Genomic DNA, 25,674 nt, shown 5'->3' with positions numbered 1-25,674 from the left:
TTGCGGTGGTGCGGGTGTTTCAGTAGGCAACGCCGAGTGTAAGCAGTGCCATCGCGATGAACTGGAGCAGGCTGCCGAGCGCCAGCAGCATGTGGCGCAGGCGTCGTGCCGCCGTGTGCAGGCTCGAAAGCTGGCACATCGCGCCGGCCAGCAGCACGGCACATGCAGAAGCGGACAGTGTCGCGGCAGCTGCACTGATCGCGATGATCAGCAGTGTAGTAGCAAACATCACGGCGGCCGCATATGCATGCAGGGTCCGCAGGAACTGGGGAACGGGGTGCAAGGCAGCCCCCCGCCAAACTGCCAGCATGTGCAGTGCGGCATGCACGACGACGAACACCACCACCGCGGTGACCGTTGCGTGCGCGTGCCGATACGCGGAAGCCACCAGAGCAATGCCTGGGACCAGCAGGAACAGCGCAGAGAACAGGTGGATCAGGACGTCCGCTCGTTCTCGTTCGGGAATCATTCGCAGCCACTGCGGCCAGTGTGCCAGCCCACGCCCGCGGCCCGTGTGCGCGCGGCAGTTCCACGCTGCGGCGGTCAGGCTGGGCGCATTCCGAGGAGGCGGGGTAGGCGTGGAAGAGGGCGGTGGAGAAGCTCCCTGTGTCACATGCAGGCTTCCTGTCAGATCCGGACGCAGCACCTGCAGGGGTGCCACTCATCTGGATGCTGGGCAGCAAACATTGCCGCAACCTTGCGCATCAACCGCGGTCGCGGCGCGTGGACAGCCGACAGTCATCGACGTGGAGGAGATGCGCTCAGTGCTCCTGCGTCGACGCGCCGGTGACGCCTGGATGCAAGGGGAACTCGACGCGGATCAAAGCACCGCCACCGGGAGCATCCAGTATCGTGACGTGGCCGCCGTGGCGGTCCATCACCTGCCGCACCAGGTTCAGACCCAATCCGGCGCCGGTCTGCCGGGGACGCAGGCGCTGGAAGGGTTCGAACACGCGTTCGCGCTGGTCGACCGGAATGCCGGGGCCGTCGTCCTCCACCTCAAGGCAACTGCCCTGCACGCGCACGATGATGTGGCGTCCACCGTGCTCGGCGGCATTCAGTACCAGGTTGGAAAGCACCCGTTCGATGGCGCCGGACTCGCCCAGCACCGGGAAGTTTGGTTCCACCGTCACGGCAACCGTCTTGTCGGACTGGATCAACAGGGGCGCCAGATCAGCGACGACCCGCTTGGCCAGGCGGGCAAGGTTGAGAGAGTCCTTCGGCCCCTCTGCTTCCATGCGATGCAGGTCCAGAAGCTGCTCGGCCAGCGTTGCCAATCGCGCGACCTCCACGCCCAGGCTGCGCGATGTGGCGTCGCCGGCCGCATCGATCTTCACCCGCAGGATCGCAATCGGCGTACGCAGCTCGTGGGCGGCAGCGGCGATGAAGCGGCGCTGCCGTTCGTGCCCTTCGTCCAGGCGGTCAAGCGCTTCGTTCACCGCGGACACCAGGGGGGCGATCTCTACCGGTACTGCGGTCTCGGTCAGGCGGATACCGCGGCGGCTGGCGGAGATGTTGCGGGCTTCCTGCGCGATGCGCTTCACACCGGCCAGGGCGCGACGCACGATGATCGGAGTGAGGATGAGAGTGGCCAGGCCCAGCAGAAGGAAGATCGGCAGGGTGATGATGTGTGCGGCCAGCGCCATCTGCCAGGTCAGCGAATCGGTTTCGCCATGGGCCATGATGGTCAGCTTGCCGGCTGGGCCGCTGTGCTGGCGTATCACCACGGCCAGGCCGTCGCTACGGCCGCGCCCGCGCAGGTCGCCATAGGGAATGCCGTCGAGGGCACCGATCAGTGATGCGTAGGCGGGCGGGACATTGCCGAAGGTCACATGGTGACCCTGGTCATCCTCGGCAATGAACCACGCGCCGGGGACGATCTTCAGCAGCTCTGCCAGCTCCGGCGTGCGTTCCACATACAGTTCGCCCTTGCTGTCGCGGTGAACGGCCTCTGCCGCCACCGGCGCAAAGGTCTGGATGGTGAAGTAGCCGCCGCTGTCGACACGCACCAGCACCATCAGCAAGGCAAAGAACGCCACCAGCAGCGCGAGCAGCTGGTAGATCAGCGTTTTGACGATCAGCGGGCGCTTCAGTGAGGGACGAAGCGCCATTACTTCGTTTCCCGCATCAGATAGCCGACACCGCGGATGGCATGGATTTCCACCCCGGCATCGGCGTCAGCCAGCTTGCGCCTCAGGCGTGAGACATGCGAGTCGAGCGTGTTGGAGTGGATGCCGTCATCGAAGCCATACACCGCCATTTCGATGGACTCGCGCAGCACGGTGCGGCCCAGCCGGCGGGCGAGGGCGGCCAGCACCCGGATCTCGCGGCGCGGAAGCTCCAGTCGCTGTCCACCTACGCTGGCTTCGCCCGAGGCGGGGTCGAACAGCAGCCGGCCGATGCTCATTGGCTCCACCTGCATGCCACTGGGCCGGCGCGCGGCCGCCCGGATCCGCGCGAACAGCTCTTCCAGTGCGAAGGGCTTGGCCAGGTAGTCGTCGGCGCCCTCATCCAGGCCGGTGATGCGGTCCGGCAACTGTCCCAGCGCGCTGAGCACAATGATCGGGACGCCCGGGTTGCGCCCTCGCAGCACGGGAATCAGGCCCAGCCCGTCACCATCGGGCAGAGTGCGATCCAGCAGCACAAGATCGTGCGACCCGGAGAGGGCGGCTTCGCGCGCCAGGGCCAGGGTATTGGCAAGGTCCACCACGTAGCGCTCGCGCTGCAGAGCGGACTTCAGGGTAGCGGCCAGTTCGGCTTCGTCTTCGATCAGCAGGATGTGCATCGGCAGGGCTTGCGCAGGAAGGGGGCGTGGCGGGGCGGTTCGGCACGCGCCGGCACCGTATTACAGGAACATTGCGTGAACATGGCGTGCCTTCAGAGCCTGCCGGTGTGACTCCAGTTCCTGGAGTGGCTGCTACGAAAAGGCTGGGCAGATGTGCCCCGGTAGCCATGTTGTCTTCAGCAAGGATGGCGATGAAGGGAGCGCCATCGCGGTGGGCAACAGGAACGGCTTCACCTCCACCCAGATGGCCCCCGCTCGATGCTGCTGTCCCGCTTGCACTGACGCCGGCAAGGGCTGAGTTGCCATCTCCCCTCGGTGTCCAATACAACGATGCCCCTCGGAAGGGGCATCGTTGGGGCTTACGGCGTTGTCTTCGCCTGGCGCGGATCGGCAATGATGCGCGAGGGCGATCCATACAGCACCAGGACCCGCATGCCGGTGCTGAACACCGGATCGGGACCCTGCACAACCGTCATCAGGTTGCCGTTCTCCGTCTGCACCACGTACTCCAGACCTTGGGTCCTGGAAAGTGCGCGTTCGGAAGCGGCACCGGCAATCGCGCCCACAACCAGGCCACCGATGGCGCCAATGGCGGCCGCCTGATCGCTGCCGCCAATGGTCGAGCCGGCGACGCCGCCAGCAGCTGCGCCTGCAACGGCACCGCCGCCTTGGCTGCCGTCGATACTTACCGGGCGAACACTGATGACCGTGCCGCCGACAGTCCGATTGACCTGTCCCACCGAACCGATGGAGTAACTGTCGGTTCGCACGTTGGGCGCGCAGGCCGTCAGCATCGCGGCAACAGATGCGCCCAGCAGCAGGCGCTTCACGGCGCTTCCTGCTTGTTCGGGAACATCGGCTTGGTGATGTCCACGGTCTCCAGCGCTTGCAGGAACTGGGCGATGTTGTTCTGCGCCGAGCGGCTGATCGACTCGCGAGCGCGAATGACACCGGCAAAGGCATAGTTGAACGGTACTTCGCCGGAGGCGCTGACATCCTGGGTGTATACGATGCTGCCGGTGGCGCGATCGATCAGCTCATAGCGGGCGATCGTCTTGGTGGTCATCGATGCGCCGAAATTCGGAATGTCGATAGCCAGGATCTTCACCGAAAGGCTCAGCTTCACCGGCGCGTCGTCGCGGAAGACCGCCATCTTGTTCAGCGCTTCGGTCAGCGCGTTCTGCCACATCTGCGGCACTTCGTGCTGGGCCTGCGCCGGAATCTTGCCCTTGGCCTCGTCCGGGCGCGCCAGGGTAACCGTCAGCGACTTCAGCTCACCGTCGATCTTCTTGCTGCTGACCCCGACGTTGGGAACCGAAAAATTGAGCGGAGGATTGGTGGTGCAACCCGCCAGCGACGCAGCGAGGATCGCTGCGAACAGGAACTTCTTCATCCATTTTCCCCTGTGATTACGTTGAAACATCCATGGTGAATCGTGTTTTCGTCCGCAACGTCGATGCTGCGCTTCAGCGGTCGCATGAAGGCGTGGCTGACTGCGCGCAAGGATACCTGAATCGGGGCGGCCTGCTATCTGGCATCCCCATCGCTCAAACCGGCTTCCAGGCGGGTGCGCGTTACCAGGGCAATCGGGCTTATGCCTGCGAGAGCGGACGGCTGCGGGTTGCTGCCTGGCGCTGACCGCGGCCCAACGGCATCTTGCTGCAGTGGTCAACGCACCATGGGTGGTGGGATTTCAGGTGCTACCTCCGGGACGACCTCCGGCACCAGCGTGAACTGGTAGCGGTTCTCGTACAGCTTTACTTCCAGCTGCTTCCGGCCGCGCCGTTCAAGTGTGTACAGCTTGCCGGCCCACGGGCTGCCAAGCAGCACCATCGGGCTGATGTCACCTAATCGCGAGGCATCCAGATGCATCACCACGCGGTCATCCAGGTACGCAACCTTCACCGAACTGAAGAACGTAGCGTACTGGCCGCTGCTCATCGCGGCATAGCCGGTCAGTTTCGGATGCGCGACCAGGAAGACGAAGTGGCTGCTGAAGTCGACACCCGAGAGATCGGGGGCGCTGTCACGCGATTGCCGCGAAGAGGGCCAATCCGGGCCCACCGAGTTCAGCGCATCGGCATGGGTGATCGGGAAGAAGCGGATATCGAGGTAACCCGGCCCGCCCGCGTCCACTCGAGCCTGGCCATCCTTCACCGATGCCGAAGACAGCAGGTTGTTGTGCACCAGCCCCGGTGGGGTGCTCATGCGGAACTCGCTGCTGGCCTGCACATTCTGCGGAGGATTGAAGAACTCGCTGACCTGTTCGTTCTGGCAGGCGGCAAGCAGGGGCAGCAGCGCCAATGGCAAGGCGCGCTGCAGTAAGGTGCGGATCCGTGTCATTGCATCAGGCCTCATCCATGGGACGGGTCATTAGATCACGCCAGGTGCAGCCAAGGGCGGGCTTGCGAGCGCGGGCTTGGCGCTGCGGAACGACGGCTCAGAAACTGTACGCTGCCTGCACATACACCCGCCGCGGCTCGCCCGGGAAATGCCCGTTGCGTTCGATGAAGCCACTGGCCGCGTACACCTTGTCGAACAGGTTCTTGACGTTGGCCTGGAACTGCCATTGCTTCCACGTGGTCTTCCAGCTCATGTCGAACACGGTGTAGGCCTTGACCGTCTGCCCATCCAGGCTGACGCGCTCGCCAACGTGATCCGCGCCAAAGCCGATGGCGGAGTTGATCGCCGGCAGATCATAACGCGTCCACAATCCCAGCTTGTTGCGCGGCGCATTGGCGAATCGGTCGCCGGAGGCGTTGGTGATGCCATTCGGGCCGGCGTCCTTCACCCGCGCATCGTTGTAGGCGTAGGTCAGGCTCAGCACCCAGCGCTCGGTGAGGTCGGCCAGAAGGTCCAGCTCCATGCCGGTACTGCGCACCAGGCCCAGCGCGGCCAACTGGTTCACGCCACCAATCACCTCGCCGGTGGCCTGCACGATGTTGCTGCGATCGATCCGGTAGGCCGCCATGTTCAAGGTCACACGGTCGGCCAGCAGGGACTTCATGCCCACTTCCCACTGTTTGCTGCGTTCGGCATCGAACGGTCCGCCAGCGGCCGGATTCTGGTTGGCGGCACTCTGCGGCACGAAACCACTGGCGACGTTGGCGTAGACATTCAGGCCCTCGCGCACGGTGAACGTGCTGCCCAGCCGCCAGCTGAGATCGTTGCCGTCCACACTGCTGCCAGTAATGCGATCCTCATCCTTGAAGCCATCCCAGCGCAGCCCGGCCAGTACATGCCAGCGCGTGCCCAGTGCCAGTTCGTCCTGCAGGTAGCCGCCATAGCGCTTGCTGCGGGTGGACGTGCTGCGCCAGGGCAGGGCCGCCAGGTTGTAGTCGTGCCAGGTACTGGCGCCGTACACGGGATTGAACAGGTCGATGCCGCGCACCGGCCCGGCGCCACGCGCAAGGTCAGCGCTGTTGGCGGTCTGTGCAGTGAAATCCGCATCCAGCTGGTACACATCGGCACCGAACAACACCTTGTGCTCAACCGCGCCGGTGGTCACCCGCCAGACTGCATTGCCATTGGCAGTGAATGCTTCGTTGTCGCGGATCTGGTTGCGCAGCTGGCGGGTCATCCACTCGGCCACGCCATCGCGGTCACGATCGATCAGGCCCATCGGCTCGTGGTACATCTGATGCTCGTTGTTGCTGAACCAGCGAGCGGCGAAGTCCACATCCAGATTGTCGCGTGGTGCGAAGCGGTACTGCGCCAGCGCCACTTTGGCGCGCATGTCGAGGAAGTCGCTGGCCTCGTTGTGGTTCCAGCGGCGGTCGGTCAGGAACGTGCCTGCATCGTTGACCGGCACGCCGCGCAGACGGTTGCCGCCAAGGTTCTGGGTGATGTCGGTGAACTGCAGCACCAGTTCGCCGGTCTGGCCGACGTCGAAGGCCAGCGAGGCGTCGCCGATCACGCTCTCGCTGTCGGTGTTCCAGCGCACGCACTTTTCACTGTCGGCATAGAGCCCGGCGCGATAGCGTAGGCTGCCGGCGGCATTCAACGGCCCGGTACCCTCGATCGATCCGGCACGGAAGTCCTTGTCGCCCAGCTGGACCTCGATGCGGCGTTCGGCGCTGGCTTTCGGCTTGCGCGTCACGTAGTTGATGACACCACCCGCATCACCACCGCCATACAGCGCACCTGCCGGCCCCTTCAGCACTTCCACGCGCTCGATGTTGAACAGCTGCGGCACCGAAAATCCTGCATACGGGTCGCCACGCAGACCGTCATACAGCACGTTCTCCTGGCGGAAGCCGCGCAGGGTCACCCCGGCATAGCTGAAGTAGCTGATGCCGCTGATGCTGCGATAGAGGTCGGTCACCTGACGCGCGGCCTGGTCGTCGATCAGTTCGCGCGGGATGACCTGGATCGACTGTGGGACCAGCTCCAGCGGTGTATCCGTGCGGGTGCCGACCGCGGCATCGTCCACCCGATACAGGGTCTGTGCACGTCCGCGAACCTCCACCTTGTCCAGATCCTTGGGCGCGGCAGTCGAGGATTCGGCAGCATGGGCAAGGGTTGCCAGGGGCAGGGCCAGTGCCAGGCAGAGGGTGCATTGCAGGCGTGTGTGAAGGGGCATTGGGGGGGGGGGAGGATGTGGCTGCAAATGAGAAAGATTAGCATTTGCAACACTTCGCAACCTATCCCCCGAATGCGCTATGGACGCGCGCCGGGGTCCGTATACGGGGTGCCCGCCAAGGCCACCAGAACCCCGGTGGCTCCACGCACGATCAGCTGCAGCATGACCTCACGCGGGTCCTCGCCCTGCAGTCGGCTTGCCAATCCTTTCTCATAGGCCGCCACCATCGACGCCAGCAGCATGGCCGCGCCCAATCGCGCTTCGGCGTCATGTTCGGGCCGGCCGGCAGCGTCGGCCATCAATCCCGCCAGGTCGTCAGTCAACTGCGCCTGCAGCCGTCGCGCGTGCGCGACCAGTACCGGGCTCTCCGCCACGGTGCCCCAGAAGGCGGCAGCGCCGGCATTGATGCGCAGCAGCGGATGGCCAGTCTCCAGCAACTCGCGCACGAGTGACTGGAAGGCCGCCAGCGGGGTCAGGCCGCTGCGCACCATCATGCCCTCCCGCAGCAGCATGCGCGCCTCCTCATCCCGGTCGAACACCAGGTCTTCCTTGCTGGCGAAGTAGTTGAAGACCGTCTTGCGTGAGACGCCCGCGGCTTCGGCGATCTCGGACATGGAGACGGCCTCGAAGCCACGCCGGATGATCAGCTCGGTGGCGACATCCGAAATCGCTTGTCGAGTTTCGACCTTGCGTTGTTCACGACGGCCAGGAGGCGGGGTCATGGGTGGTTCACTTGTGAAAACGTACACCGAGTGTAACATTCGCTTCGCCAGAGCGCCGACCCGGCGCTCACAAGGAATTCCGATGCTGTACGACGTCGTCATTGCCGGGGCTGGCCCGGTCGGCCTGTCCCTGTCCTGCGAGCTGGCCCTGGCCGGCTGTTCGGTGCTGGTGCTGGAACAGTCCGGGGCCGCTGATTCGCCGTTGAAGCGCCTGCCATTCGGGCTGCGCGGCCTGAACGCCCCCACGCTGGAGGCACTGGATCGGCGCGGCCTGTTGGACGCGGTCGCCGCGACACAGGTGCTCAAGCCCGACAAGGGGGCGCCGCCGCCTGGCACCGCCCATTGGCTCGCGCAACCGCGAGCGCTGGGCGGCCACTTCGCCGGCATTCCGTTTGCGCTGGACGACGTGGACCGCACGCGCTGGAACTGGCGCCTGCCGACGCCGGTGGGCACCCAGATGGCGGTGGAGCTGCAGGCCCTGGAAACGGTGTTGGCCGAACGTGCGATTGCGCTGGGCGTGCACATCGAACGCGGGCGTGCGGTACAGGCGGTGCGCGCCGGTGCGACCGAAGTGGAGATCGACACCGTTGACGGAGCGGTACGTGGTCGCTGGCTGGTAGGTTGTGACGGAGGCCGCAGCACGGTGCGCAAGCAATGCGGTTTCAGTTTCATCGGCACGGATCCCGAATTCACCGGTCATTCGCTGCTGGTCGATCTGGAAGATCCCGGAGCGCTGACCCCTGGCCGTCAGTACACAGCGCAGGGCATGTGCAATTTCAATCCACCCGGTGTGCTTGCGCTTGCCGATTTCGATGGCGGTGCCGGGCATCGAAAGCCTCTCGCGCTGGACCAAGCGCAGTCGCTGCTGCGGCGTGTGTCTGCCCGCGACGTGACCCTCACTGCGCTGCATCTGCACAGCACCTGGACCGATGGCGCGCGACAGGCCAGCGCCTATCGCAACGGCCGCGTGCTGCTGGCCGGCGACGCTGCGCACGTGCATTCCCCGTTGGGAGGGCAGGGCCTGAATCTGGGCATCGGTGATGCGATGAACCTGGGCTGGAAACTGGCCAGCGTGATACGCGGTGACGCTGGCGTGGCGCTGCTGGACAGCTATCACGCGGAACGACATCCGATGGGCGCCAAAGTACTGGACTGGTCGCGCGCGCAGGTTGCATTGATGCGTCCTGGAGCCGGTTCGCGCGCGCTGGCGGCGGTCATGGCGGACCTGGCCGATACCCGCGATGGTGCCACCTATCTGGCCGAACGGGTATGGGGCGTGTCGCAGCAGCTCGATCTGGGCGATGGCCATCCACTGGTTGGTCGCAGCGTGCCGGACTTCCTGCTGGCCGATGGTCGCCGCATGGGGGAGTTGCTGAGAACCGGGCAATGGGTGTTGCTTGTGCTCGATGAGAACTGCGCTTCGCGCGACCTTGCCGACCGTTGGCGGCAGCCGTTCACCCGAGTTGTCTCGACGGTAGACGATGCGCTTGGGCTGGGAGCGGTATTGGTGAGACCCGATGGAATTGTCGCGTGGGCCTGCGATGCGGGAAGCGAAGTGGCAGGGTTGCACCAGGCGTTGCAGCGCGGGTTCGGACTGCCGGAAGCAGGCTGACGCACAGGGCGGAGGCGCAGCCGACGTGGGCTGCGCCTGGTGCGGTTACAGATCCTTCTTCTTGCCGCTCAGGTCGATCGGCCTGTCACTGCCCTTGCGCTCGCTCGACCACACTTCCATGCTCTTGTTGCAGCGGCTCTCGCGGGCAGCCACTTCGCGCGGCAGGTCCTTCAGATGCGGCGACTCCTGGCAGGCCTGATGCATGTTGCTGTCGTCATAGGTGGCACAAGCGCTGAGCGAGGCCAGGGCAACAGCGGTGAGGGAGGCGCGAAGCAGGGGCTGCAGGTTCATGGGGAGGTCTCGGGTGGTGCCGGGCTGGCCATGGAATTCAAATCCGTGACACCGGGCACGCACAATCGGACCAATCACACTTGTTATTCTGTAACAGATGCGCGATAGTCCGGCGCCTGTTGGGATCAGGCGGCACAGATCATCAGCACCGTGCACAGCACCAGCATCAGCACGAACACGCGTCGGCTCAGTGCAAGGCAGGCCAGGCACGCGGCCAGCGACCAGGCGCCCAGCAGCGCGCAGGCCAGCAGCCACAGCCCGATCACCATCAAGGATCCACTCGCCAGTGCGGACAGTGCGATCGCCTTGAACAGCGTCACGCCCAGCACACTGCCGAGCACGCCTGCCTGCAGGGCGATGGCATCGTGACGGGCAGGGGCGGGCGGGGGGGGCATGGTGGCGGCGTTCATTCGCTGCAGGGGAGGCGCAGCCACTGTGCCCGACCGCGTATCCACGCCATGTGTTTTTCGCGCACGCGATGCGCAGCCGGCGCAGGCTTCAGTCGAACTCGCCCTCGGCCGATTCCAGCCGCTGCCGGTACGCCGCCCGATGCTGGTACAGGCGTTGGCACTCGGCGGACCTGTGGATCCGGCTGGCCGGTTCGTTGGCCACGGCGTCGCACATTCTTGCGATGTGGTTGTTGGAGGCCAGTTCGGTCACGAAGAGCACGGCGGTGATGCCGGTACCGAGCAGCACCACATAGAGCAGGCGGCTGAGCCAGCGTGACAGTTTGCGCTCGAAGTGCTGCTGGATGGTCAGGTCGAAGCGGATGATGCTGAGCACGATCCAGATGATCGCAACCAGGAAGCAGAGCGTGGGCAGCAGGCCACGCCAGAGCCCGGCCTCGTAGACCGATTCGTTGTAGTGGACGGCCGCGCCGGCACCGGCGATGGCGATGGCAAGTGCCCAGTTGCGGCCCAGCGAGAGGAGGTCGTCGAGCAGCTTCTCGCGGTTCTTGGTCGATCCTGCTGCCACGTGGGTTCCATCTCCGTGCTGCGACCGGCGGCGGAACTGCCGCAGATCCTGCAGATGGTGGAGCATCGCCGCAGCGATGAGAAGACCGCGCGGCTCAGCGTGTGATGGTGCGCGCACCGATCCAGCGCCGGTAGCGGCGGGTCCGGCACTTTGCGGCCGCCTGTGCAAGCAGCAGTGCCCATACCGGTGAAACAGTGGGCGCTGTGGGGCGGCGCCGGCTCAACCGGCCCAGCTGATACTTCACTGCGGCCATGTGCGCACTGGCCGCCAGCGGCTTGCTGCGCCAGTCGATGTTGCGCAGCGTCGGCACCGGGTCGCGGCCCTGCTGCCAGTGCTGTGGCAGATCCGGCTCGATGGCCAGCGCGGTGGCGATGCCGACCATGGCCACGCCGCTGGCCAGCACCTGTTCTGCCACCTCGCGGCGGCGGATGCCACCGGTGACCATCAACGGCATCGTTGCCACCGTGGCGATCTCGCGTGCGAATTCGAGGAAGTACGCTTCGCGGGCCACGCTGCGTTCGTCGCGTGCGGCGCCGGTCATGGCCGGTGCTTCATAGCTGCCGCCGGACAGTTCGACCAGATCCACGCCGAGAGGGGCCAGCATCTCCACCACTTCGCGCGCGTCCTCGGTCGAGAATCCACCCCGCTGGAAGTCGGCGGAGTTGAGCTTCACCGCCACCACGAATGTGGGCGCCACGGCCGCGCGTACACCCTGCACGATCTCCAGCAGCAGGCGCGCACGGTTCTGCAGGCTGCCACCCCAGCGGTCATTGCGCTGGTTCGACAGCGGCGACAGGAACTGGCTGAGCAGGTAGCCGTGCGCGGCATGGATCTCCACCCCGCTGAAACCGGCGCGCTCGGCCAGCTCGGCACTGCGGATGAAGCGCGCGATCACCGCGTCGATGTCGTTCTCGGTCATCGCCTTCGGCGGTGCGAACTGCTTGGACAGCGCGCCCATCTGCAATGCAACGGCTGACGGCGCGAGCGCGGGTTGGCCGAGTGCGGCCGGCATCTGCCGCCCGGGGTGATTGATCTGCATCCACATCTGCGCGCCCCGCGAGCGGGCAGTGTCCGCCCAGGCGGTGAAGCGGTCGAGGTGGCGGTCGTCCTCCAGTACCACGCCGCCCGGCCCGGTCATGGCGCGGCCATCGACCATCACGTTGCCGGTGATGATCAGTCCGGTGCCACCGTCGGCCCAGCGCTGGTACAACTGCAGCAGCGCTTCGGAGGGGGCGTGGTCGGCGTCGGCCATGTTTTCCTCCATCGCCGCCTTGGCGATGCGGTTGCGGATGACGGCACCGGAGGGTAGTGCCAGGGGCGAGAACAGCGACATCGGACAGCTCCAGGACAGGGGAATGGCGCTACGCTAACCTTCAAGTTTGATTGAAGGTCAACAGGCTTCGATGTCGAGGATTCAGGCAGATGAAGATCGGTGAGCTGGCCCGCCGCACGGGCCTGGCAGCGTCGCGCATCCGCTTCTACGAGGAGGCCGGGTTGCTGGTCGTCCGGCGGCAGGCCAACGGCTACCGCGACTATCCCGAGCAGGCGGTGCTGCTGCTGGAGCTGATTACCGGCGCGCAGCGCGCCGGCTTCAGCCTGGAGGAGATACGCGCCTTGCTGCCACCGGACATGGGCCAGTGGCAACACGACGCGTTGATCATGATGCTGCAGCAGAAGGTGGCCGACATCGAGGCGTTGCAGTTGCGGCTGGCACAGAGCCGGGCGCATCTGCTGGCCCTGATCGAGGACATCCAGGTACGGCCGGAGGGCATCGACTGCGCGGCCAACTCGCGGCGGGTGCTGGACCGCGTGCAGCGCGGTGAGCTGGCGCGACCGACGCTGGCGGCCGGCGATACCGCGTTGTTGCGTCCGGATCGCCGCCGCCGCACGGGCAGCGACTGACGATCCGCCGCGATGTTCAGTGGCTACCGGCGGCGGCGGTCTTGCGCTTCTTGTCCAGCATCACCGCCACGCACCACAGCAGCAGGCCGCCGATTGCAGTGGCCGCACCGACGTAGCCGGTGCTGGCCGGGCTGAAGCCGGCACTGATCGCCATGCCGCCCAACCACGGGCCCAGGGCATTGGCGGTATTGAAGGCGGCATGGTTGGAGGCCGCTGCCAGCGTCTGCGCTTCACCGGCCACGTCCATCAGGCGCGTCTGCAGCACCGCCGCCAGCGCGCCCATGGTGCCGACGGTGATGATCATCGGGCCGATGGTCCACACCGACTGCGCGGCCAGCGGATACAGCAGCAACATCACGATCGACCACAGCAGCACCACGGCGGCAGCCTTGAAGTGGAACCTGTCGACCAGCCAGCCACCGGCGATGTTGCCGATGATCGCGCCGATGCCGAACACGCCCACCGCCAGCGGCATCCACGATTCGGCCACGCCGGTGACCTGCACCAGGGTCGGTGCCAGGTAGGTGAACACGCAGAACATGCCGGCGAAGCCAACGGCGCCGATCGCCAGTGCCAGCCACACCTGTGTGGTGTTGAAGGCGCGCAGTTCGCGCATCGGCGAGGTGCGCACTTCGTCCGGGTCCGGCAGCAGGAAGCGCGCGATCATCGCCACGGTGGCGATGGCCAGCACGCTGACCAGGGCAAAGGCGGTGCGCCAGCTCAACTGCTGGCCCAGCCAGGTGGTAAGCGGATTGCCGACCAGGATCGCGATCGACAGGCCCAGCAGCACCCGCGACATCGCCTGGCCACGCTGGCCGGCCGGGCTGATCGCCGCCGCCACCAGCATCGCCACCCCGAAGTAGGCGCCATGCGGCAGGCCGGCGACGAAACGTGCCACCAGCATCGTGCCGTAGTTCGGGGCCAGCGCACTGGCCAGATTGCCAATGGCGTAGAAACCCATCAGCGCCAGCAGCAGCTTGCGGCGTGGGAAACTGGCGCCGACGAAGGCGAGGATCGGCGCACCGACCACCACGCCGATGGCGTAAGCGCTGATCAGGTGGCCGACCTGGGTTTCGGAAATCGACAGGCCGCGGCTGATCTCCAGCATCAGGCCCATGCTGGCGAATTCACTGGTGCCGATGGCGAAGCCGCCCAGGGACAGGGCAAGAATGATCAGGGTGCGCTGACGGGGCGTCAGCCGCGCAGCCAGGGAAGAGTTGGGGCTCATGCGGGGGCGCGATGGGGGCGGGGAGCCGGGCATTGTACTGCTGCACCGCAACAGCAGCAGCCACGCCGGGGGTAAATCAGTGTTTGATCAATGGGATTGCGGTATGCCGGGCATGGGCTCGGTGCTGCAGCGCGTGCGGCCCACGGTTGCCGGCGTCCTGCATGTGATCACGACACGGTGGTCGGCATGATGGACGTGCAGGGGCTGTGGAATGCTGGAACAAGGAGGATGTCGATGCAGGAGTTCAGGCATGTGCTGGAGACGCGCGGCCGCTATCAGCTGGTAGCGGTGTCCTACGCGCCGGTGTACGCTCCGGGCGATGTGGTCGGCCATGCGGTCGTCGCCGACGATGGGGATCGTCTGACCGACCTGGTATCACTGGCCGAAGCGCGTCAACTGCTGTTGCAGCGGGTGCGTGAAGAGGGCGAAGAGCCCGGGCTGGAGAACGAAAACCACCTGCGGAAGAAGGCGTCGCGCTGGCGCCGCCGCTAGGCCGTCGCGCCCTCGTGCGCATCATGGAGGATTCGGGTGTTGCCCAGTAAGAAGTATCTGCTCATCGCCATCATCACGCTGGCGACCCTGCTGCTTGGTTTCGTGTTTTCCGGCTACCTGACGTTGTTGTTCCTGGGCCTGGATACCAAGCTGTTCACCTGGAACACCTATTACCAGTACTTCAATGCACTGGACCAGCCGCAGGTCGCGCCCTTCGTGGGCAAGATCAAGTGGGCCGGCTACGTTGGCTTCGGCCTGCCGTTGCTGGTACTGGTGGTGACCGGTCTGGTGCTGCTGCTGAAGAAGGACAAGCGCTCGCTGCATGGCGACGCGCGCTTTGCCACCGGCGCCGACCTGTCCAAGCACGGCATGTTCAAGAAGACCGGCCAGAGCATCGTGGTCGGCAGCCATGGCGGCAAGCTGGTGCGGCTGGACGGCCAGCAGTTCGTGATTCTTGCGGCACCCACCCGTTCAGGCAAGGGCGTGGGCGTCGTCATCCCGAACCTGCTGGAGTACGGCGAATCGCTGGTGGTACTGGATATCAAGCAGGAGAACTTCGACCTGACCAGTGGCTGGCGTGCGAGCCAGGGACAGGAAATCTACCTGTTCAATCCTTTCGCCGAAGATCGGCGCACGCACCGCTGGAACCCGCTCAGTTACGTGTCCGATGACCCGGCGTTCCGGGTTTCGGACCTGATGAGCATTGCAGCGATGCTGTATCCGGATGGGGCCGAGGACCAGAAATTCTGGGTCAGCCAGGCGCGCAACGCGTTCATGGCCTTCACCCTGTATCTGTTCGAAAACTGGGACGACGAGCGCAGCAGCGGTTTCCCGGGCGGCTCGGGCACACCGACGCTGGGCGCTGTCTACCGGTTGTCATCGGGCGACGGCACCGATCTGAAGAAGTACCTCAAGGCCTTGTCGGAGCGGTCGTTCCTCAGCGCCAACGCGCGTTCAGCGTTCGCCAACATGCTGTCCCAGGCCGACGAGACCTTCGCCTCGATCCTGGGCACCTTCAAGGAACCGCTCAATCCCTGGATCAATCCGGTGCTGGACAAGGCCACCAGCAGCAACGACTTCCTGCTGACCGACGTGCGCAAGAAGAAGATGACCATCTACATCGGCATCCAGCCGAACAAGCTGGCCGAGAGCCGGCTGATCATCAATCTGTTCTTCAGCCAGCTGATCAACCTCAATACGAAGGAACTGCCCAAGTCCAACCCGGACCTGAAGTACCAGTGCCTGCTGTTGATGGACGAATTCACCTCGATCGGCAAGGTCGAGATCATCGCCTCGGCGGTGTCCTACATGGCGGGCTACAACATCCGTCTGCTGCCGATCATCCAGAGCATGTCGCAGCTCGATGCCACCTACGGGCGCGAGGTGTCGCGCACGATCATCACCAACCACGCGCTGCAGATTCTGTATGCGCCGCGCGAGCAGCAGGATGCCAACGACTACTCGGACATGCTGGGCTACACCACCATCCGCAAGAAGAACGTCACCCACGCTCGCGAGAAGACCCACAGCTTCACTGAAGAGCGGCGCGCGCTGATGCTGCCGCAGGAGCTGAAAGCAATGGGGCCGGACAAGGAAGTGTTCCTGTACGAGGGCATACCGCATCCTGTGAAGTGCGACAAGATCCGCTACTACAAGGATCGCTACTTCACGTCGAGGCTGCTGCCGAAAGTCGACGTTCCAATGCTTAACGTCTAATTCACGTCGCTAAATTTGTGACGTAGATTCATATTCATTGACGTGAAACCGTGAGCTGAGTCAAAAATTCGGCATCTGTTCATGGATTTTCAGACTTGTCTGACATGGAATTGACGCGTGGTTGTGTAACTCTGTGTTCGTCATCCAGAAGTGTGTGTTGGATGGCAAAAGTTGTAACGCAGGGTGGCCAGGAGTTTGTGCCATGGAAACAAGGATGGTTTCGACGTTGGTGAGGGTGTGCGGGTGTGTCGTCGGCAGTGTCTGGCGGCCCCGCGACCTGGTTGGCAGCTCTCGGGCTGCAGGGGAGCCGGGGCAGGTGTGCTGCATGCCAGCGCGTCTCCCCGATTCCGGCGTGCGCCATGCAGCGCCGGACGACCAGGGAGCCAACGCTCGGGACTGCTTTTTCGTACGTCAAAGTGAAGCCCGTATGAATCAGGCGTTTATCGCGAAAATCTCCATCGCCGCAGCTGCGGCGCTGATGGTGGCAGGTTGTGCCACCAAGTCCGCTCCCGATTTCGGCGGCCGCTGGAAGCCGGTCAACCGCTTTGCGGCGGCAACGACCGAAATCCCGCTGTACTCCAGCTACGTCTACCAGGCCTCGCCGATGGATGGCACGCTCAAAGCCATGCTCGAGCGCTGGGCCAAGGATTCCGGACGCACGCTCGATTACCGCCTCAGCTCGGACTTCACCCTGTACGGCGCGGTCTCGAATATCGACACCACCAACGCACAGCAGGCCGTGATCGATCTCACGGCGGCCTATGCGGCACAGGGCATCTCCGTCTCCATCGTAGGCAACCAGATCGTTGTGCAGAGCGCTGGCTCGACGCCCACCGCGTCGGCGCAGAGCGCTGATTCCAACAGCGGCACCTGAGTCCACCTCGAAATCATCGAACGTGCCGCTCCCCGCGCCTGTCGCAGGGGCTCCATGCCCATTGATGTTTCAGCAGTACGGAAGAATCCATGTTCCGCAAGAAGGATCCCGGCAATAGTCCCAAGGTCGAGCAGTCGGTCGCCAAGGCGGTCAGCTACGAGATCACCGTGGCCGACATGGCGCGTCGCAGCGAGCGACGTGCGTGGTGGGTGGCCACCGGCTCATTGTTGATGTCGCTCGCGCTGGCGGGCGGTTACTACTACATGCTGCCGCTGAAGGAGAAGGTGCCGTTCCTGGTGATGGCCGATGCGTATACGGGTACCGCGACGGTCGCGCGCCTGCGCGGGACTTTCCAGGGTGAGACGATCACCTCCAGTGAAGCCATCAACCGCAGCAACGTGGCCCAGTACGTACTGGCGCGCGAATCCTATGACTCGGCGGTGATGGGCCTGCGCGATTGGGAACTGGTGTTTGTGATGTCCAGCAGCCCGGTAGCGCAATCGATGCGGCAGCGCTACGCCGGCAACAACCCGCAGAATCCGTTCGTGATGTATGGCCGCGAGCGCGCCATCCGGGTCAAGATCCTCAGCATCACCCCGCTGGGCGCCGAGTCGAATGGCAGTTTCCGCGGTGCATCGGTGCGTATCCAGCGCAGTTTGCTGGACAAGCGCTCGGGTGCGTCCAGTTATCTGGACAACCAGCTGGTGACGATGCGCTTCGAGTACAAGCAGAACCTCGCGCTGTCCGAGCAGGATCGCATCCTTAATCCACTGGCCTTCCAGGTCACCGAGTACCGCGTCGACAACGACTACGCACGCGGCGTGCCGGTGCCAGATGATGGTGCGATGCAGGCGCAGCAAGCCGCGCAGCAGGCGCAGGGTGTCTACGATCCGAACAACCCCGCCGCAGCCACGATGATCGATCCGGCCACGGGCCAGCCGATTGCGGCTCCGGCCAATGGCCAGATGCCGGGCCAACCAATGCCGGGTCAGCCGGTGCAGGGGCAGGTAGTGCCGGGGCAAACCATGCCCGGACAGCCGGCAATGAGGCCGGCGCAGAACAATTCCACCGGAACTGCTGATGGAGCAAGCAACCGATGAGTAGTCGAAATATCAGGGGAAGCGCGCTGGCGCTGCTGTCGATGTTGTCGCTGTTGTTTTCAGCAGCAGCGATGGCGCAGGCGGTGGACCACTACGAGTACGAGAAGGACCGCATCTATCCGGTTCGCACCGGCCTGGGTCTGACCACCCAGATCGAGTTGAGCCCGAACGAGAAGATCCTCGACTACAGCACCGGTTTCAGCAGCGGCTGGGAACTGACTCGTCGCGAGAACGTGTTCTATCTCAAGCCGAAGAACGTCGACGTCGACACCAACATGATGGTGCGTACCGAGACCCATTCCTACATCTTTGAGCTGAAGGTAGTGGCCACTGACTGGCGCCAGCTGGAACAGGCGCGTCGTGCAGGCGTGCAATACAAGATCGCCTTCACCTACCCGAACGACACCGTGTTCGGTGTCGCCCAGGAAGCGGTGGAAGAAGAGGCGCAGCCGCTGTTGAGCTCGGAGTTGGCCAAGGACCGCCAATACAACTTCAACTACTCCTATTCGACCAGCAAGGCGAAAAAGATGGGGTGGTTGATCCCGGTCAACGCCTACGACGATGGCCGCTTCACCTATCTGAAACTGCCGAACTCGCCGGAATACAAGACCGGCATCTTCCCGGCCGTGTTCGGCCGGGAAACGGAATACGGTGAAGACTTCGTAGTCAACACCACGGTTGAAGGCAATACGCTGATCGTGCACGGGACCTACCCGTACCTGGTCATCCGCCACGGCGACTTCGTCGTCGGCCTGCGAAGGAACGTGAAGAAATGAGCCAGCAGAACACTCCCGGAAACGACCCGAACAGCGGACGCGACGAGAGCCAGAGCCCGTACGGTGCACAGGGCGCCTCGGACGCGCAGTCGAATCCATACTTCGGCACGTCCCAGGCCGAGCCTGCGCCGGACCTCGATGCGGCCGCGCCACAGCTGCGCTCGGCAGAAGAGCAGCGGTTGAATCGCAAGGCGCTTCTGTTCCTCGGCGGCATCGTGGTGCTGCTGGTGGCCATGGGCTTCCTGCTGTTCCGAAAGGGCCAGGATGACAAGGAGGCTGCTTCCACTGCGCCGGAAGTGGCGCGATCCAGCACTCCCGAGCTTCCCAACGTTTCCACGCCCGAGCCGGCACCGCCGGTCGCCCAACCTGCGCCGATTCCAATGCTGCCACCACCGGAGCCGATGCCCGCACGGTCGTCGCTGTCGATGGACCATGACGCGGGTCCGCGCGGGCCAACGTTGGCCGAACGTCGCATGGGCGGCAACGCGGGCATGGTCGGCAATGGAGATGGCCAGTCCGGCACGCCTGGACAGCCGCCACTGGATGACTACACCAAGGCCATGTTGGCCCAGATGGCCAACGGTGAGAAAGCGCCTGAGCCGACGCGTACGCGCCGCGGCCCCGATGTCGATGATGTATCCAGTGCCAGTTTCATCCGCAGTCCAGATGCACTGCTGGTACGCGGCACGTATCTGCGCTGCGTGCTGGAAACGCGCATCATCACTGACATCGCGGGCTATACCTCGTGCCTGGTGACCGAGCCGGTGTACTCGATCAATGGCCGCAATCTGCTGTTGCCGAAGGGTTCCAAGATCTACGGTGCTTACGGTGGCGGCCCGACCGGAAAGCGCGTGGAGGTGATCTGGGACCGCATCACCACGCCGAATGGCATCGACGTTGCCATGTCCAGCCCAGGTACCGATGGTCTCGGTGGCGCGGGCCACCCGGGTCAGTACAGTGCGCACTGGGGCAGTCGTATCGCATCGGCGCTGATGATCAGCCTGATTGCTGACGCGTTCAAGTACGCCGCCGCCGAACATGGTCCGGAATCGACCACCGTCTCCAGCAACGGTTTCGCCGTGCGCTCGCCCTATGAAAGCGCGACCGCCCGCACCATGGAGCGCCTGGCCAATGAGGCAATGAGCGAACGCAGGCCGCCGACCGTCACCATCAACCAGGGCACGATCGTGAACGTCTACGTCGCCAAGGACGTCGATTTCACCAACGTGCTGCACCCCCGCCGGTAAACAACGAACGATCATGGACGCCGAAGTGTCACCCCTCGCCCTCGTCTCCAGCGATTTCCTGCGCTATCAGTACGAAGTGCTGGGTATTGCCGAGTACATGACCTCGCCGGAGGTGACGGAAATCTGCATCAACCGTCCTGGCGAGCTGTACCTGGAAACCCGGGCCGGGTGGCAGCGAGTGGATGTGCCGGGCCTGACCTTCGAGCGGGCCCGGCAGTTCTGCACGGCCGTAGTCAATGAGAGTAATACCGGCCAGCGCATCACCGATGCTGATCCGGTCGTCTCGCTGACCTTCCCGACCGGGCAGCGTGCGCAGTTCGTGATTCCGCCTGCCTGCGATGCCGGCAAGGTTTCGATCACCATCCGCCTGCCGTCCAAGCACACCAAGTCACTCAGCCAGTATCACGAAGATGGCTTCTTCAACCAGATCCTGGAAAGCGATGGCAGCATCAGCGAGCAGGATCGCGAGCTGCTGGAGTTGCGCCATTCGCGCGAGTACGCCGAGTTCTTCCGGCGTGCTGTGATGTACCGCAAGAACATCGTGGTGTCCGGCGCGACCGGTAGCGGCAAGACCACCTTCATGAAGGCGCTGGTCAATCATATTCCGGACAACGAGCGTCTGGTCACGATCGAGGACGCGCGCGAGCTGTTTCTGACCCAACCCAATGTGGTGCACCTGCTGTACTCCAAGGGTGGGCAGAGCACCAGCAATGTCAGCGCAAAGAGCTGCATGGAAGCCTGCCTGCGCATGAAGCCCGAGCGCATCATCCTCGCCGAGCTGCGTGGTGATGAGGCGTTCTACTTCATCCGCAACTGCGCATCGGGCCATCCAGGCTCGATCACGAGTTGCCATGCCGGTAGCCCGGAGCAGACCTGGGACCAGCTGGCATTGATGGTGAAGGCCTCCGCCGAAGGTTCGGGCCTGGAGTTCAACGTGATCAAGCGACTGTTGATGATGACCATCGACATCGTTGTGCATATCAAGGCGCACGCCGGTTCGCGTTACATCACCGGTATCGATTTCAATCCCGGGCGCGCCCAGGGGCAGGAGGGCTGAAGGATGCTGCCAGGACTTGAAATGATGGCATGCCCGGAGATGGCGGTGTCGATGGACGTGATGCAGCACGTCATCAACGTTGAATCGTCGCGCAACCCTTATGCCATCGGCGTGGTTGGTGGCGCTCTGGCGCGACAACCCAAGGCGCTGGACGAGGCGTTGGCTACGGTGCGCATGCTGGAGGAGAAGGGCTACAACTTCTCCATCGGGTTGGCTCAAGTCAACCGCTACAACCTGGGTAAGTACGGGCTTGACTCGTATGAGAAGGCGTTCCAGCAGTGTCCAAACCTGCAGGCTGGCTCGCGCATCCTGGCCGAGTGCTACAAGCGTTCTGGCGGTGACTGGGGCAAGTCGTTCAGTTGCTACTACTCCGGCAACTTCGAGACCGGCTTCCGCCATGGCTATGTGCAGAAGGTCTACGACTCGATCCGTCGCGGCCAGCAGGTCGCGAGCAACGGCGTTGCGCCGATCGATGTGATCAGCCGCGGCGAGCGCCGCAGCGTGAAAGTCGAGCACCATCCTCAGCTGGCCTCCCCGGCGCAGGCGCGGATCGTTGCCCAGGCCAGCAATCCGGTGTACGTGCCGTCTGAAGATCCGGCGCGTGCCTACGTCGTGTATCCCTCCACCGGCGCGATGGCACGTGGCAGCTTGCTGAACATCGCTGACCAGGCCCTTTCCAAGGTAGTGCTGGGTTCGGTGGACCGGGTGATGCAGCCGCAGGCGCAGCCGGCCCAAGGCGCCGCATATCCGCAGCAGCCCGCAGGCATGCCGCAGCAGCTGCCGCGGCAGGGCACCCCGCAGGGGATGGCTATGCCGCAGCAGTTGCCGGGTGCTGCGGGCGCCAACAGCGAGGGCCCAGTGATGCTGCGGCCCTGGAATGAACGCAACCAGCCGGTGGCCGGTAGCGACAATGCGTACAACGTGCCGGTACAGGCTCCACCGGCGCAGCGGATTCCCGCAGGGGATGCGGCCTTCGTGTTCTGACGAAGTCGTGGTTCGGCCCGGCAACCGCCAGGCCATTCAGTTGTGTTAGTCCATCAACAAGGAAATCAATCCATGAAGCGATCCAATCTCGACCTCGTCCAGGCCCAGCGCACGCTGAAGACCCTGCTGATGGCCACTCTCTTCGTTGGTGCAGTGTTTGCTCCGCAGGCATTCGCCACAGGCTCGACCGACTTTGGCGGCACCGACGACAAGGTCTGCGGCTTCTTCAACAACATCAAGGGGCTGCTGAATATCGCCTCGATTGCAGTTGTCACCATCGCGGTGATCTTCGCCGGCTACCAGATTGCGTTCGCGCACAAGCGTATCGCCGACGTCGCGCCGATCCTGATTGGTGGTGTGCTGATCGGCGCCGCCGGCCAGATCGCCCGCATGCTGCTGGGTGACGGCAGCGACGGCAAGTGCGGCGGCAGCGGCACCACCTACTACCTGATCAACAACGCCATCCAGTACTACAGTGCATAAGAACGTCCTGTTCCGTGGCTGCACGCGCCCGGCGATGTTTCTGGGCGTGCCCTACCTGCCATTCTTCCTGGTGGCGGGTGGGTTGTTGCTGCTGAGCATGTATACGAACTTCTGGTTCCTGCTCACCATTCCCGTGGCGGTTTTCATCATGCGGCAGATGGCCAAGCGTGACGAAATGATCTTCCGGCTGATGGGCCTGCGCCTGATGTTCAAGCTGCGGGTACGCAATGTGCGCGAGCACGATGGCATGTGGGTGTTCAACCCGAATCATTACCGTGACAAGCCGGCCCGAATGGATTGAGGTCCGGAACCGACCTGGCGGGCCTTTGCGCCCGCCGGGTCCTTTGAAACTCCTTGGCAATACCTCTTTGGAAGCAGTCGTATGTTCAGCCCTGACACCTCCATCAGTGAGTTCATCCCGTTGTCGTCACATGTTGCTCCGAACGTGGTCAAGACCACGGGCGGCGACTATCTGCTGACCTGGCACCTGGAAGGGCTGCCGTTCGTCGGCCGCGAGGAGTGGGAGCTCGAGCATCGTCACAACACCTTCAACCGCCTGCTGCAGACGCTGCGTGCGCCCGACTTCGTCAACGTTGCTTTCTGGGTGCACGACATCCGTCGTCGTCGCACGCTGAAAGGGAAGAGCAGCTTCAAGCAGCGCTTCAACCAGGACGTGTCCGACCAGTACATGGGCATGCTGTCCTCGCAGCGCATCATGCAGAACGAGTTGTACCTGACCATGATCTACCGCCCGGTGGTGGCGGGTAAGCGCTTTGTCGAGAAGTCGGCGAACGTCGATAAGCTGCGCGCCGAGCAGGAGCAGGCAGTTGAGAAGCTGATGGAGCTTGCGGGCAACGTCGAGGCCGTCATCCGTGATTATGCGCCGTACCGTTTGGGCATGTACGAAGCGAAGAATGGGGTCGTGTTCTCCGAGACGCTGGAGTTGTTCGGCTATCTGATCAACCGCATCGACGAGCCGGTGCCGGTGTTGCCCGCGCCGATCAAGGACTACCTGCCGGTCAGCCGGCACATGTTCTCGGCCAAGACCGGGGACTTCGTCATCAATACCCCAAATGGCGCCAACCACTTCGGCGCCATCTTGAACATCAAGGAGTATGCCGAGGGTACCTACCCGGGCATTCTGAACGGTCTGAAGTACCTGGACTATGAGTACGTCATCACCCATTCCTTCAGCCCGATGGGGCGCCAGGACGCGCTGAAGGTGCTCGACCGGACCAAGGGCATGATGATCTCGTCTGGCGACAAGGCCGTCAGCCAGATCGTGGAGCTCGATCAGGCGATGGATCAGCTGTCATCCGGCAATTTCGTGCTGGGTGAGTACCACTTCATCATGGCGGTCTACGGCGATAGCCAGGCAAAGCTTTCGCAGAACGTGGCCTCGACCCGCGCCGAACTGTCCAATGCTGGATTCGTGTCGACCAAGGAAGACCTCGCGGTCACCTCGTCCTTCTACTCGCAGCTGCCGGGCAACTGGCGCTACCGTACGCGTTTGGCCAATGTCAGCTCGCTGAATTTCCTGGGCCTTTCGCCGCTGCACAACTTCGCCACCGGCAAGCAGCACAACAACCCGTGGGGCGATTGCGTGACCACGCTGCAGACCACCAACGGTCAGCCGTACTATTTCAATTTCCACGCTACCCATCCATCCGAGAATTCACTCGGTGAGAAGGCGATCGCCAACACCATGGTGATCGGCAAGTCCGGTACCGGTAAGACCGCGCTGATCAACTTCCTGCTCAGTCAGGTGCAGAAGTACGAGCCGTCGCCGACGATCTTCTTTTTCGACAAGGATCGCGGTGCGGAGATCTTCGTGCGTGCCTGCGGCGGCAATTATCTGGCCCTGGAGAACGGCGCGCCCACCGGTTTCAACCCGTTCCAGTGCGAAAACAACGAAGCCAACGTGCAGTTCCTGGCCGATCTGATCAAGGTGCTGGCTGGCAAGCGCGAGTACAGCGCGCGCGAGGAAGAGGACATCTACCGCGCAGTGGAGAGCATGCTGGATACGCCGATGCACCTGCGCAGCATGACCAACTTCCAGAAGAGCCTGCCCAACATGGGCGACGACGGCCTCTATGCGCGCATGCGTCGTTGGACCTCCGGTAATTCGCTGGGTTGGGTGTTCGACAATCCGGTGGATACCGTTGACCTGAGCAAGGCCAACATCATCGGCTTCGACTACACCGACATCATTGACAACCCCGAAGTGCGCGTGCCGGTCATCAATTACCTGCTGCATCGCCTCGAGTCGCTGATCGATGGTCGTCCGCTGATCTATGTGATGGACGAGTTCTGGAAGATTCTGGACGGCGAGGGTGGCCTGAAGGAGTTCGCGAAGAACAAGCAGAAGACCATCCGTAAGCAGAATGGTCTGGGCATCTTCGCTACGCAGAGTCCGGAGGATGCGCTGAAGAGCGATATCTCTGCCGCCCTGATCGAGCAGACCGCTACGCTGATCCTGCTGCCGAACCCGAATGCCAGCAAGAGCGACTACATGGATGGCCTGAAGCTGACCGAGGCCGAGTTCAGGGTGGTGACCGCACTGGACGAGCGCTCGCGCTGCTTCCTGGTGAAGCAGGGCCATGCTTCCAGTGTCTGCCAGCTCAACCTGCGTGGCATGGACGACATTCTTTCAGTGATTTCGGCCTCGACCGACAATATCGACATCATGCATCGGGTGTTGCAGACGGCCGCAGTACGTGCGCGCGTGACAGTGGACGAGCTCAGCCCGGAGCAGTGGCTGGAAGAGTTCTATAGGAATCGGAAAGGCTCGGGGAAAACCGCAGTCAGCCGCGATGAGGTCGCCTGAACAAGGCGCCTTCGCGGAGTG

26 protein-coding genes are annotated in these 25,674 nt (G+C 63.8%); 13 read left to right on the top strand and 13 right to left on the bottom strand.

The window, feature by feature from the left end:
- Positions 1-19 precede the first annotated feature (19 nt).
- The 8 genes from ACJ7C5_RS01240 to ACJ7C5_RS01205 all read right to left on the bottom strand — a co-directional run bounded on the left by ACJ7C5_RS01240 (position 20) and on the right by ACJ7C5_RS01205 (position 8,089).
- Positions 20-469: a hypothetical protein gene (locus ACJ7C5_RS01240; protein ID WP_088026385.1), complete on the bottom strand. Its 450-nt coding sequence runs from the start codon at positions 467-469 to the stop codon at positions 20-22.
- Positions 470-761: 292 nt separating this feature from the next.
- Positions 762-2,111, bottom strand: coding sequence for a sensor histidine kinase (locus ACJ7C5_RS01235; protein WP_412702843.1), 1,350 nt, complete (start codon positions 2,109-2,111; stop codon positions 762-764).
- Positions 2,111-2,785 carry a response regulator transcription factor gene (locus ACJ7C5_RS01230; RefSeq protein ID WP_088026383.1) on the bottom strand — a complete coding sequence of 225 codons (675 nt, stop codon included), beginning with the start codon at positions 2,783-2,785 and terminating at the stop codon, positions 2,111-2,113. Before ACJ7C5_RS01230 ends, ACJ7C5_RS01235 begins: the two co-directional genes overlap by 1 nt.
- Positions 2,786-3,144: 359 nt before the next feature.
- Complete coding sequence (locus ACJ7C5_RS01225; protein ID WP_088026382.1) at positions 3,145-3,615, bottom strand: outer membrane lipoprotein; 471 nt, start codon at positions 3,613-3,615, stop codon at positions 3,145-3,147.
- Positions 3,612-4,178, bottom strand: a complete 567-nt coding sequence (locus ACJ7C5_RS01220; RefSeq protein WP_049458660.1) for a UDP-N-acetylglucosamine acyltransferase — start codon at positions 4,176-4,178, stop codon at positions 3,612-3,614. The genes ACJ7C5_RS01225 and ACJ7C5_RS01220 overlap by 4 nt, the downstream gene beginning before the upstream one ends.
- A 275-nt stretch (positions 4,179-4,453) precedes the next feature.
- Positions 4,454-5,128: a hypothetical protein gene (locus ACJ7C5_RS01215; protein WP_412702842.1), complete on the bottom strand. Its 675-nt coding sequence runs from the start codon at positions 5,126-5,128 to the stop codon at positions 4,454-4,456.
- A gap of 97 nt (positions 5,129-5,225) precedes the next feature.
- Positions 5,226-7,367, bottom strand: a complete 2,142-nt coding sequence (locus ACJ7C5_RS01210; protein WP_412702841.1) for a TonB-dependent siderophore receptor — start codon at positions 7,365-7,367, stop codon at positions 5,226-5,228.
- Between the two features lie 77 nt (positions 7,368-7,444).
- Positions 7,445-8,089, bottom strand: coding sequence for a TetR/AcrR family transcriptional regulator (locus ACJ7C5_RS01205; RefSeq protein ID WP_412702840.1), 645 nt, complete (start codon positions 8,087-8,089; stop codon positions 7,445-7,447).
- Between the two features lie 82 nt (positions 8,090-8,171).
- On the opposite strand from ACJ7C5_RS01205, the gene ACJ7C5_RS01200 reads away from it, so the two are divergent.
- Entirely contained in the window at positions 8,172-9,701 is a 1,530-nt protein-coding gene (locus ACJ7C5_RS01200; RefSeq protein ID WP_412702839.1) for an FAD-dependent monooxygenase, read from the top strand.
- 45 nt (positions 9,702-9,746) lie between these two features.
- Here ACJ7C5_RS01200 and ACJ7C5_RS01195 read toward each other — a convergent pair whose 3' ends face one another.
- From ACJ7C5_RS01195 to ACJ7C5_RS01180, 4 genes are all read right to left on the bottom strand, one after another.
- Positions 9,747-9,992 carry a hypothetical protein gene (locus ACJ7C5_RS01195; RefSeq protein ID WP_054172026.1) on the bottom strand — a complete coding sequence of 82 codons (246 nt, stop codon included), beginning with the start codon at positions 9,990-9,992 and terminating at the stop codon, positions 9,747-9,749.
- Positions 9,993-10,117: 125 nt separating this feature from the next.
- Positions 10,118-10,387, bottom strand: coding sequence for a hypothetical protein (locus ACJ7C5_RS01190; protein WP_412702838.1), 270 nt, complete (start codon positions 10,385-10,387; stop codon positions 10,118-10,120).
- Positions 10,388-10,490: 103 nt separating this feature from the next.
- Entirely contained in the window at positions 10,491-10,967 is a 477-nt protein-coding gene (locus ACJ7C5_RS01185; RefSeq protein ID WP_094000905.1) for a hypothetical protein, read from the bottom strand.
- Positions 10,968-11,061: 94 nt separating this feature from the next.
- Positions 11,062-12,300: an NADH:flavin oxidoreductase/NADH oxidase family protein gene (locus ACJ7C5_RS01180; protein WP_412702837.1), complete on the bottom strand. Its 1,239-nt coding sequence runs from the start codon at positions 12,298-12,300 to the stop codon at positions 11,062-11,064.
- A gap of 89 nt (positions 12,301-12,389) precedes the next feature.
- Between ACJ7C5_RS01180 and ACJ7C5_RS01175 the strand changes: the two genes are divergently transcribed.
- The gene (locus ACJ7C5_RS01175; protein ID WP_412702836.1) at positions 12,390-12,869 is read left to right on the top strand and encodes a MerR family transcriptional regulator; all 480 of its coding nucleotides are present in this window, start codon (positions 12,390-12,392) and stop codon (positions 12,867-12,869) included.
- 16 nt (positions 12,870-12,885) lie between these two features.
- Here ACJ7C5_RS01175 and ACJ7C5_RS01170 read toward each other — a convergent pair whose 3' ends face one another.
- Positions 12,886-14,097: an MFS transporter gene (locus ACJ7C5_RS01170; RefSeq protein ID WP_088026375.1), complete on the bottom strand. Its 1,212-nt coding sequence runs from the start codon at positions 14,095-14,097 to the stop codon at positions 12,886-12,888.
- Between the two features lie 234 nt (positions 14,098-14,331).
- On the opposite strand from ACJ7C5_RS01170, the gene ACJ7C5_RS01165 reads away from it, so the two are divergent.
- The 11 genes from ACJ7C5_RS01165 (at position 14,332) to ACJ7C5_RS01115 (ending at position 25,653) form a co-directional block, all read left to right on the top strand.
- Entirely contained in the window at positions 14,332-14,589 is a 258-nt protein-coding gene (locus tag ACJ7C5_RS01165) for a hypothetical protein (RefSeq protein ID WP_029379975.1), read from the top strand.
- Between the two features lie 39 nt (positions 14,590-14,628).
- Positions 14,629-16,305, top strand: coding sequence for a type IV secretory system conjugative DNA transfer family protein (locus ACJ7C5_RS01160; protein WP_412702835.1), 1,677 nt, complete (start codon positions 14,629-14,631; stop codon positions 16,303-16,305).
- Positions 16,306-16,630: 325 nt separating this feature from the next.
- Complete coding sequence (locus ACJ7C5_RS01155) at positions 16,631-17,179, top strand: hypothetical protein (RefSeq protein ID WP_412702834.1); 549 nt, start codon at positions 16,631-16,633, stop codon at positions 17,177-17,179.
- 89 nt (positions 17,180-17,268) lie between these two features.
- A complete protein-coding gene (locus ACJ7C5_RS01150) occupies positions 17,269-18,279 on the top strand; it encodes a VirB8 family type IV secretion system protein (RefSeq protein ID WP_094000901.1) in 1,011 nt (336 codons plus the stop codon).
- Complete coding sequence (locus ACJ7C5_RS01145; RefSeq protein ID WP_005410124.1) at positions 18,276-19,055, top strand: TrbG/VirB9 family P-type conjugative transfer protein; 780 nt, start codon at positions 18,276-18,278, stop codon at positions 19,053-19,055. Before ACJ7C5_RS01150 ends, ACJ7C5_RS01145 begins: the two co-directional genes overlap by 4 nt.
- Complete coding sequence (locus ACJ7C5_RS01140) at positions 19,052-20,302, top strand: TrbI/VirB10 family protein (RefSeq protein WP_088026371.1); 1,251 nt, start codon at positions 19,052-19,054, stop codon at positions 20,300-20,302. Before ACJ7C5_RS01145 ends, ACJ7C5_RS01140 begins: the two co-directional genes overlap by 4 nt.
- Before the next feature lie 13 nt (positions 20,303-20,315).
- Positions 20,316-21,359, top strand: a complete 1,044-nt coding sequence (gene virB11 / locus ACJ7C5_RS01135) for a P-type DNA transfer ATPase VirB11 (RefSeq protein ID WP_005410122.1) — start codon at positions 20,316-20,318, stop codon at positions 21,357-21,359.
- A gap of 3 nt (positions 21,360-21,362) precedes the next feature.
- Positions 21,363-22,343, top strand: coding sequence for a lytic transglycosylase domain-containing protein (locus ACJ7C5_RS01130; protein ID WP_412702833.1), 981 nt, complete (start codon positions 21,363-21,365; stop codon positions 22,341-22,343).
- Positions 22,344-22,415: 72 nt separating this feature from the next.
- Positions 22,416-22,826, top strand: a complete 411-nt coding sequence (locus ACJ7C5_RS01125; protein WP_005410120.1) for a TrbC/VirB2 family protein — start codon at positions 22,416-22,418, stop codon at positions 22,824-22,826.
- Positions 22,819-23,127: a VirB3 family type IV secretion system protein gene (locus ACJ7C5_RS01120; RefSeq protein WP_005410119.1), complete on the top strand. Its 309-nt coding sequence runs from the start codon at positions 22,819-22,821 to the stop codon at positions 23,125-23,127. The genes ACJ7C5_RS01125 and ACJ7C5_RS01120 overlap by 8 nt, the downstream gene beginning before the upstream one ends.
- A gap of 81 nt (positions 23,128-23,208) precedes the next feature.
- Positions 23,209-25,653: a VirB4 family type IV secretion/conjugal transfer ATPase gene (locus ACJ7C5_RS01115; protein ID WP_088026369.1), complete on the top strand. Its 2,445-nt coding sequence runs from the start codon at positions 23,209-23,211 to the stop codon at positions 25,651-25,653.
- Positions 25,654-25,674 lie beyond the last annotated feature (21 nt).

The sequence above is a fragment of the Nocardiopsis yanglingensis genome (assembly GCF_045809185.1).
In the GTDB taxonomy this organism is placed as follows: Bacteria; Pseudomonadota; Gammaproteobacteria; order Xanthomonadales; family Xanthomonadaceae; genus Stenotrophomonas; species Stenotrophomonas yanglingensis.
The sequence above is the reverse complement of the archived record's forward strand: the minus strand, read 5'-3'. Positions and strand labels throughout refer to the sequence as shown.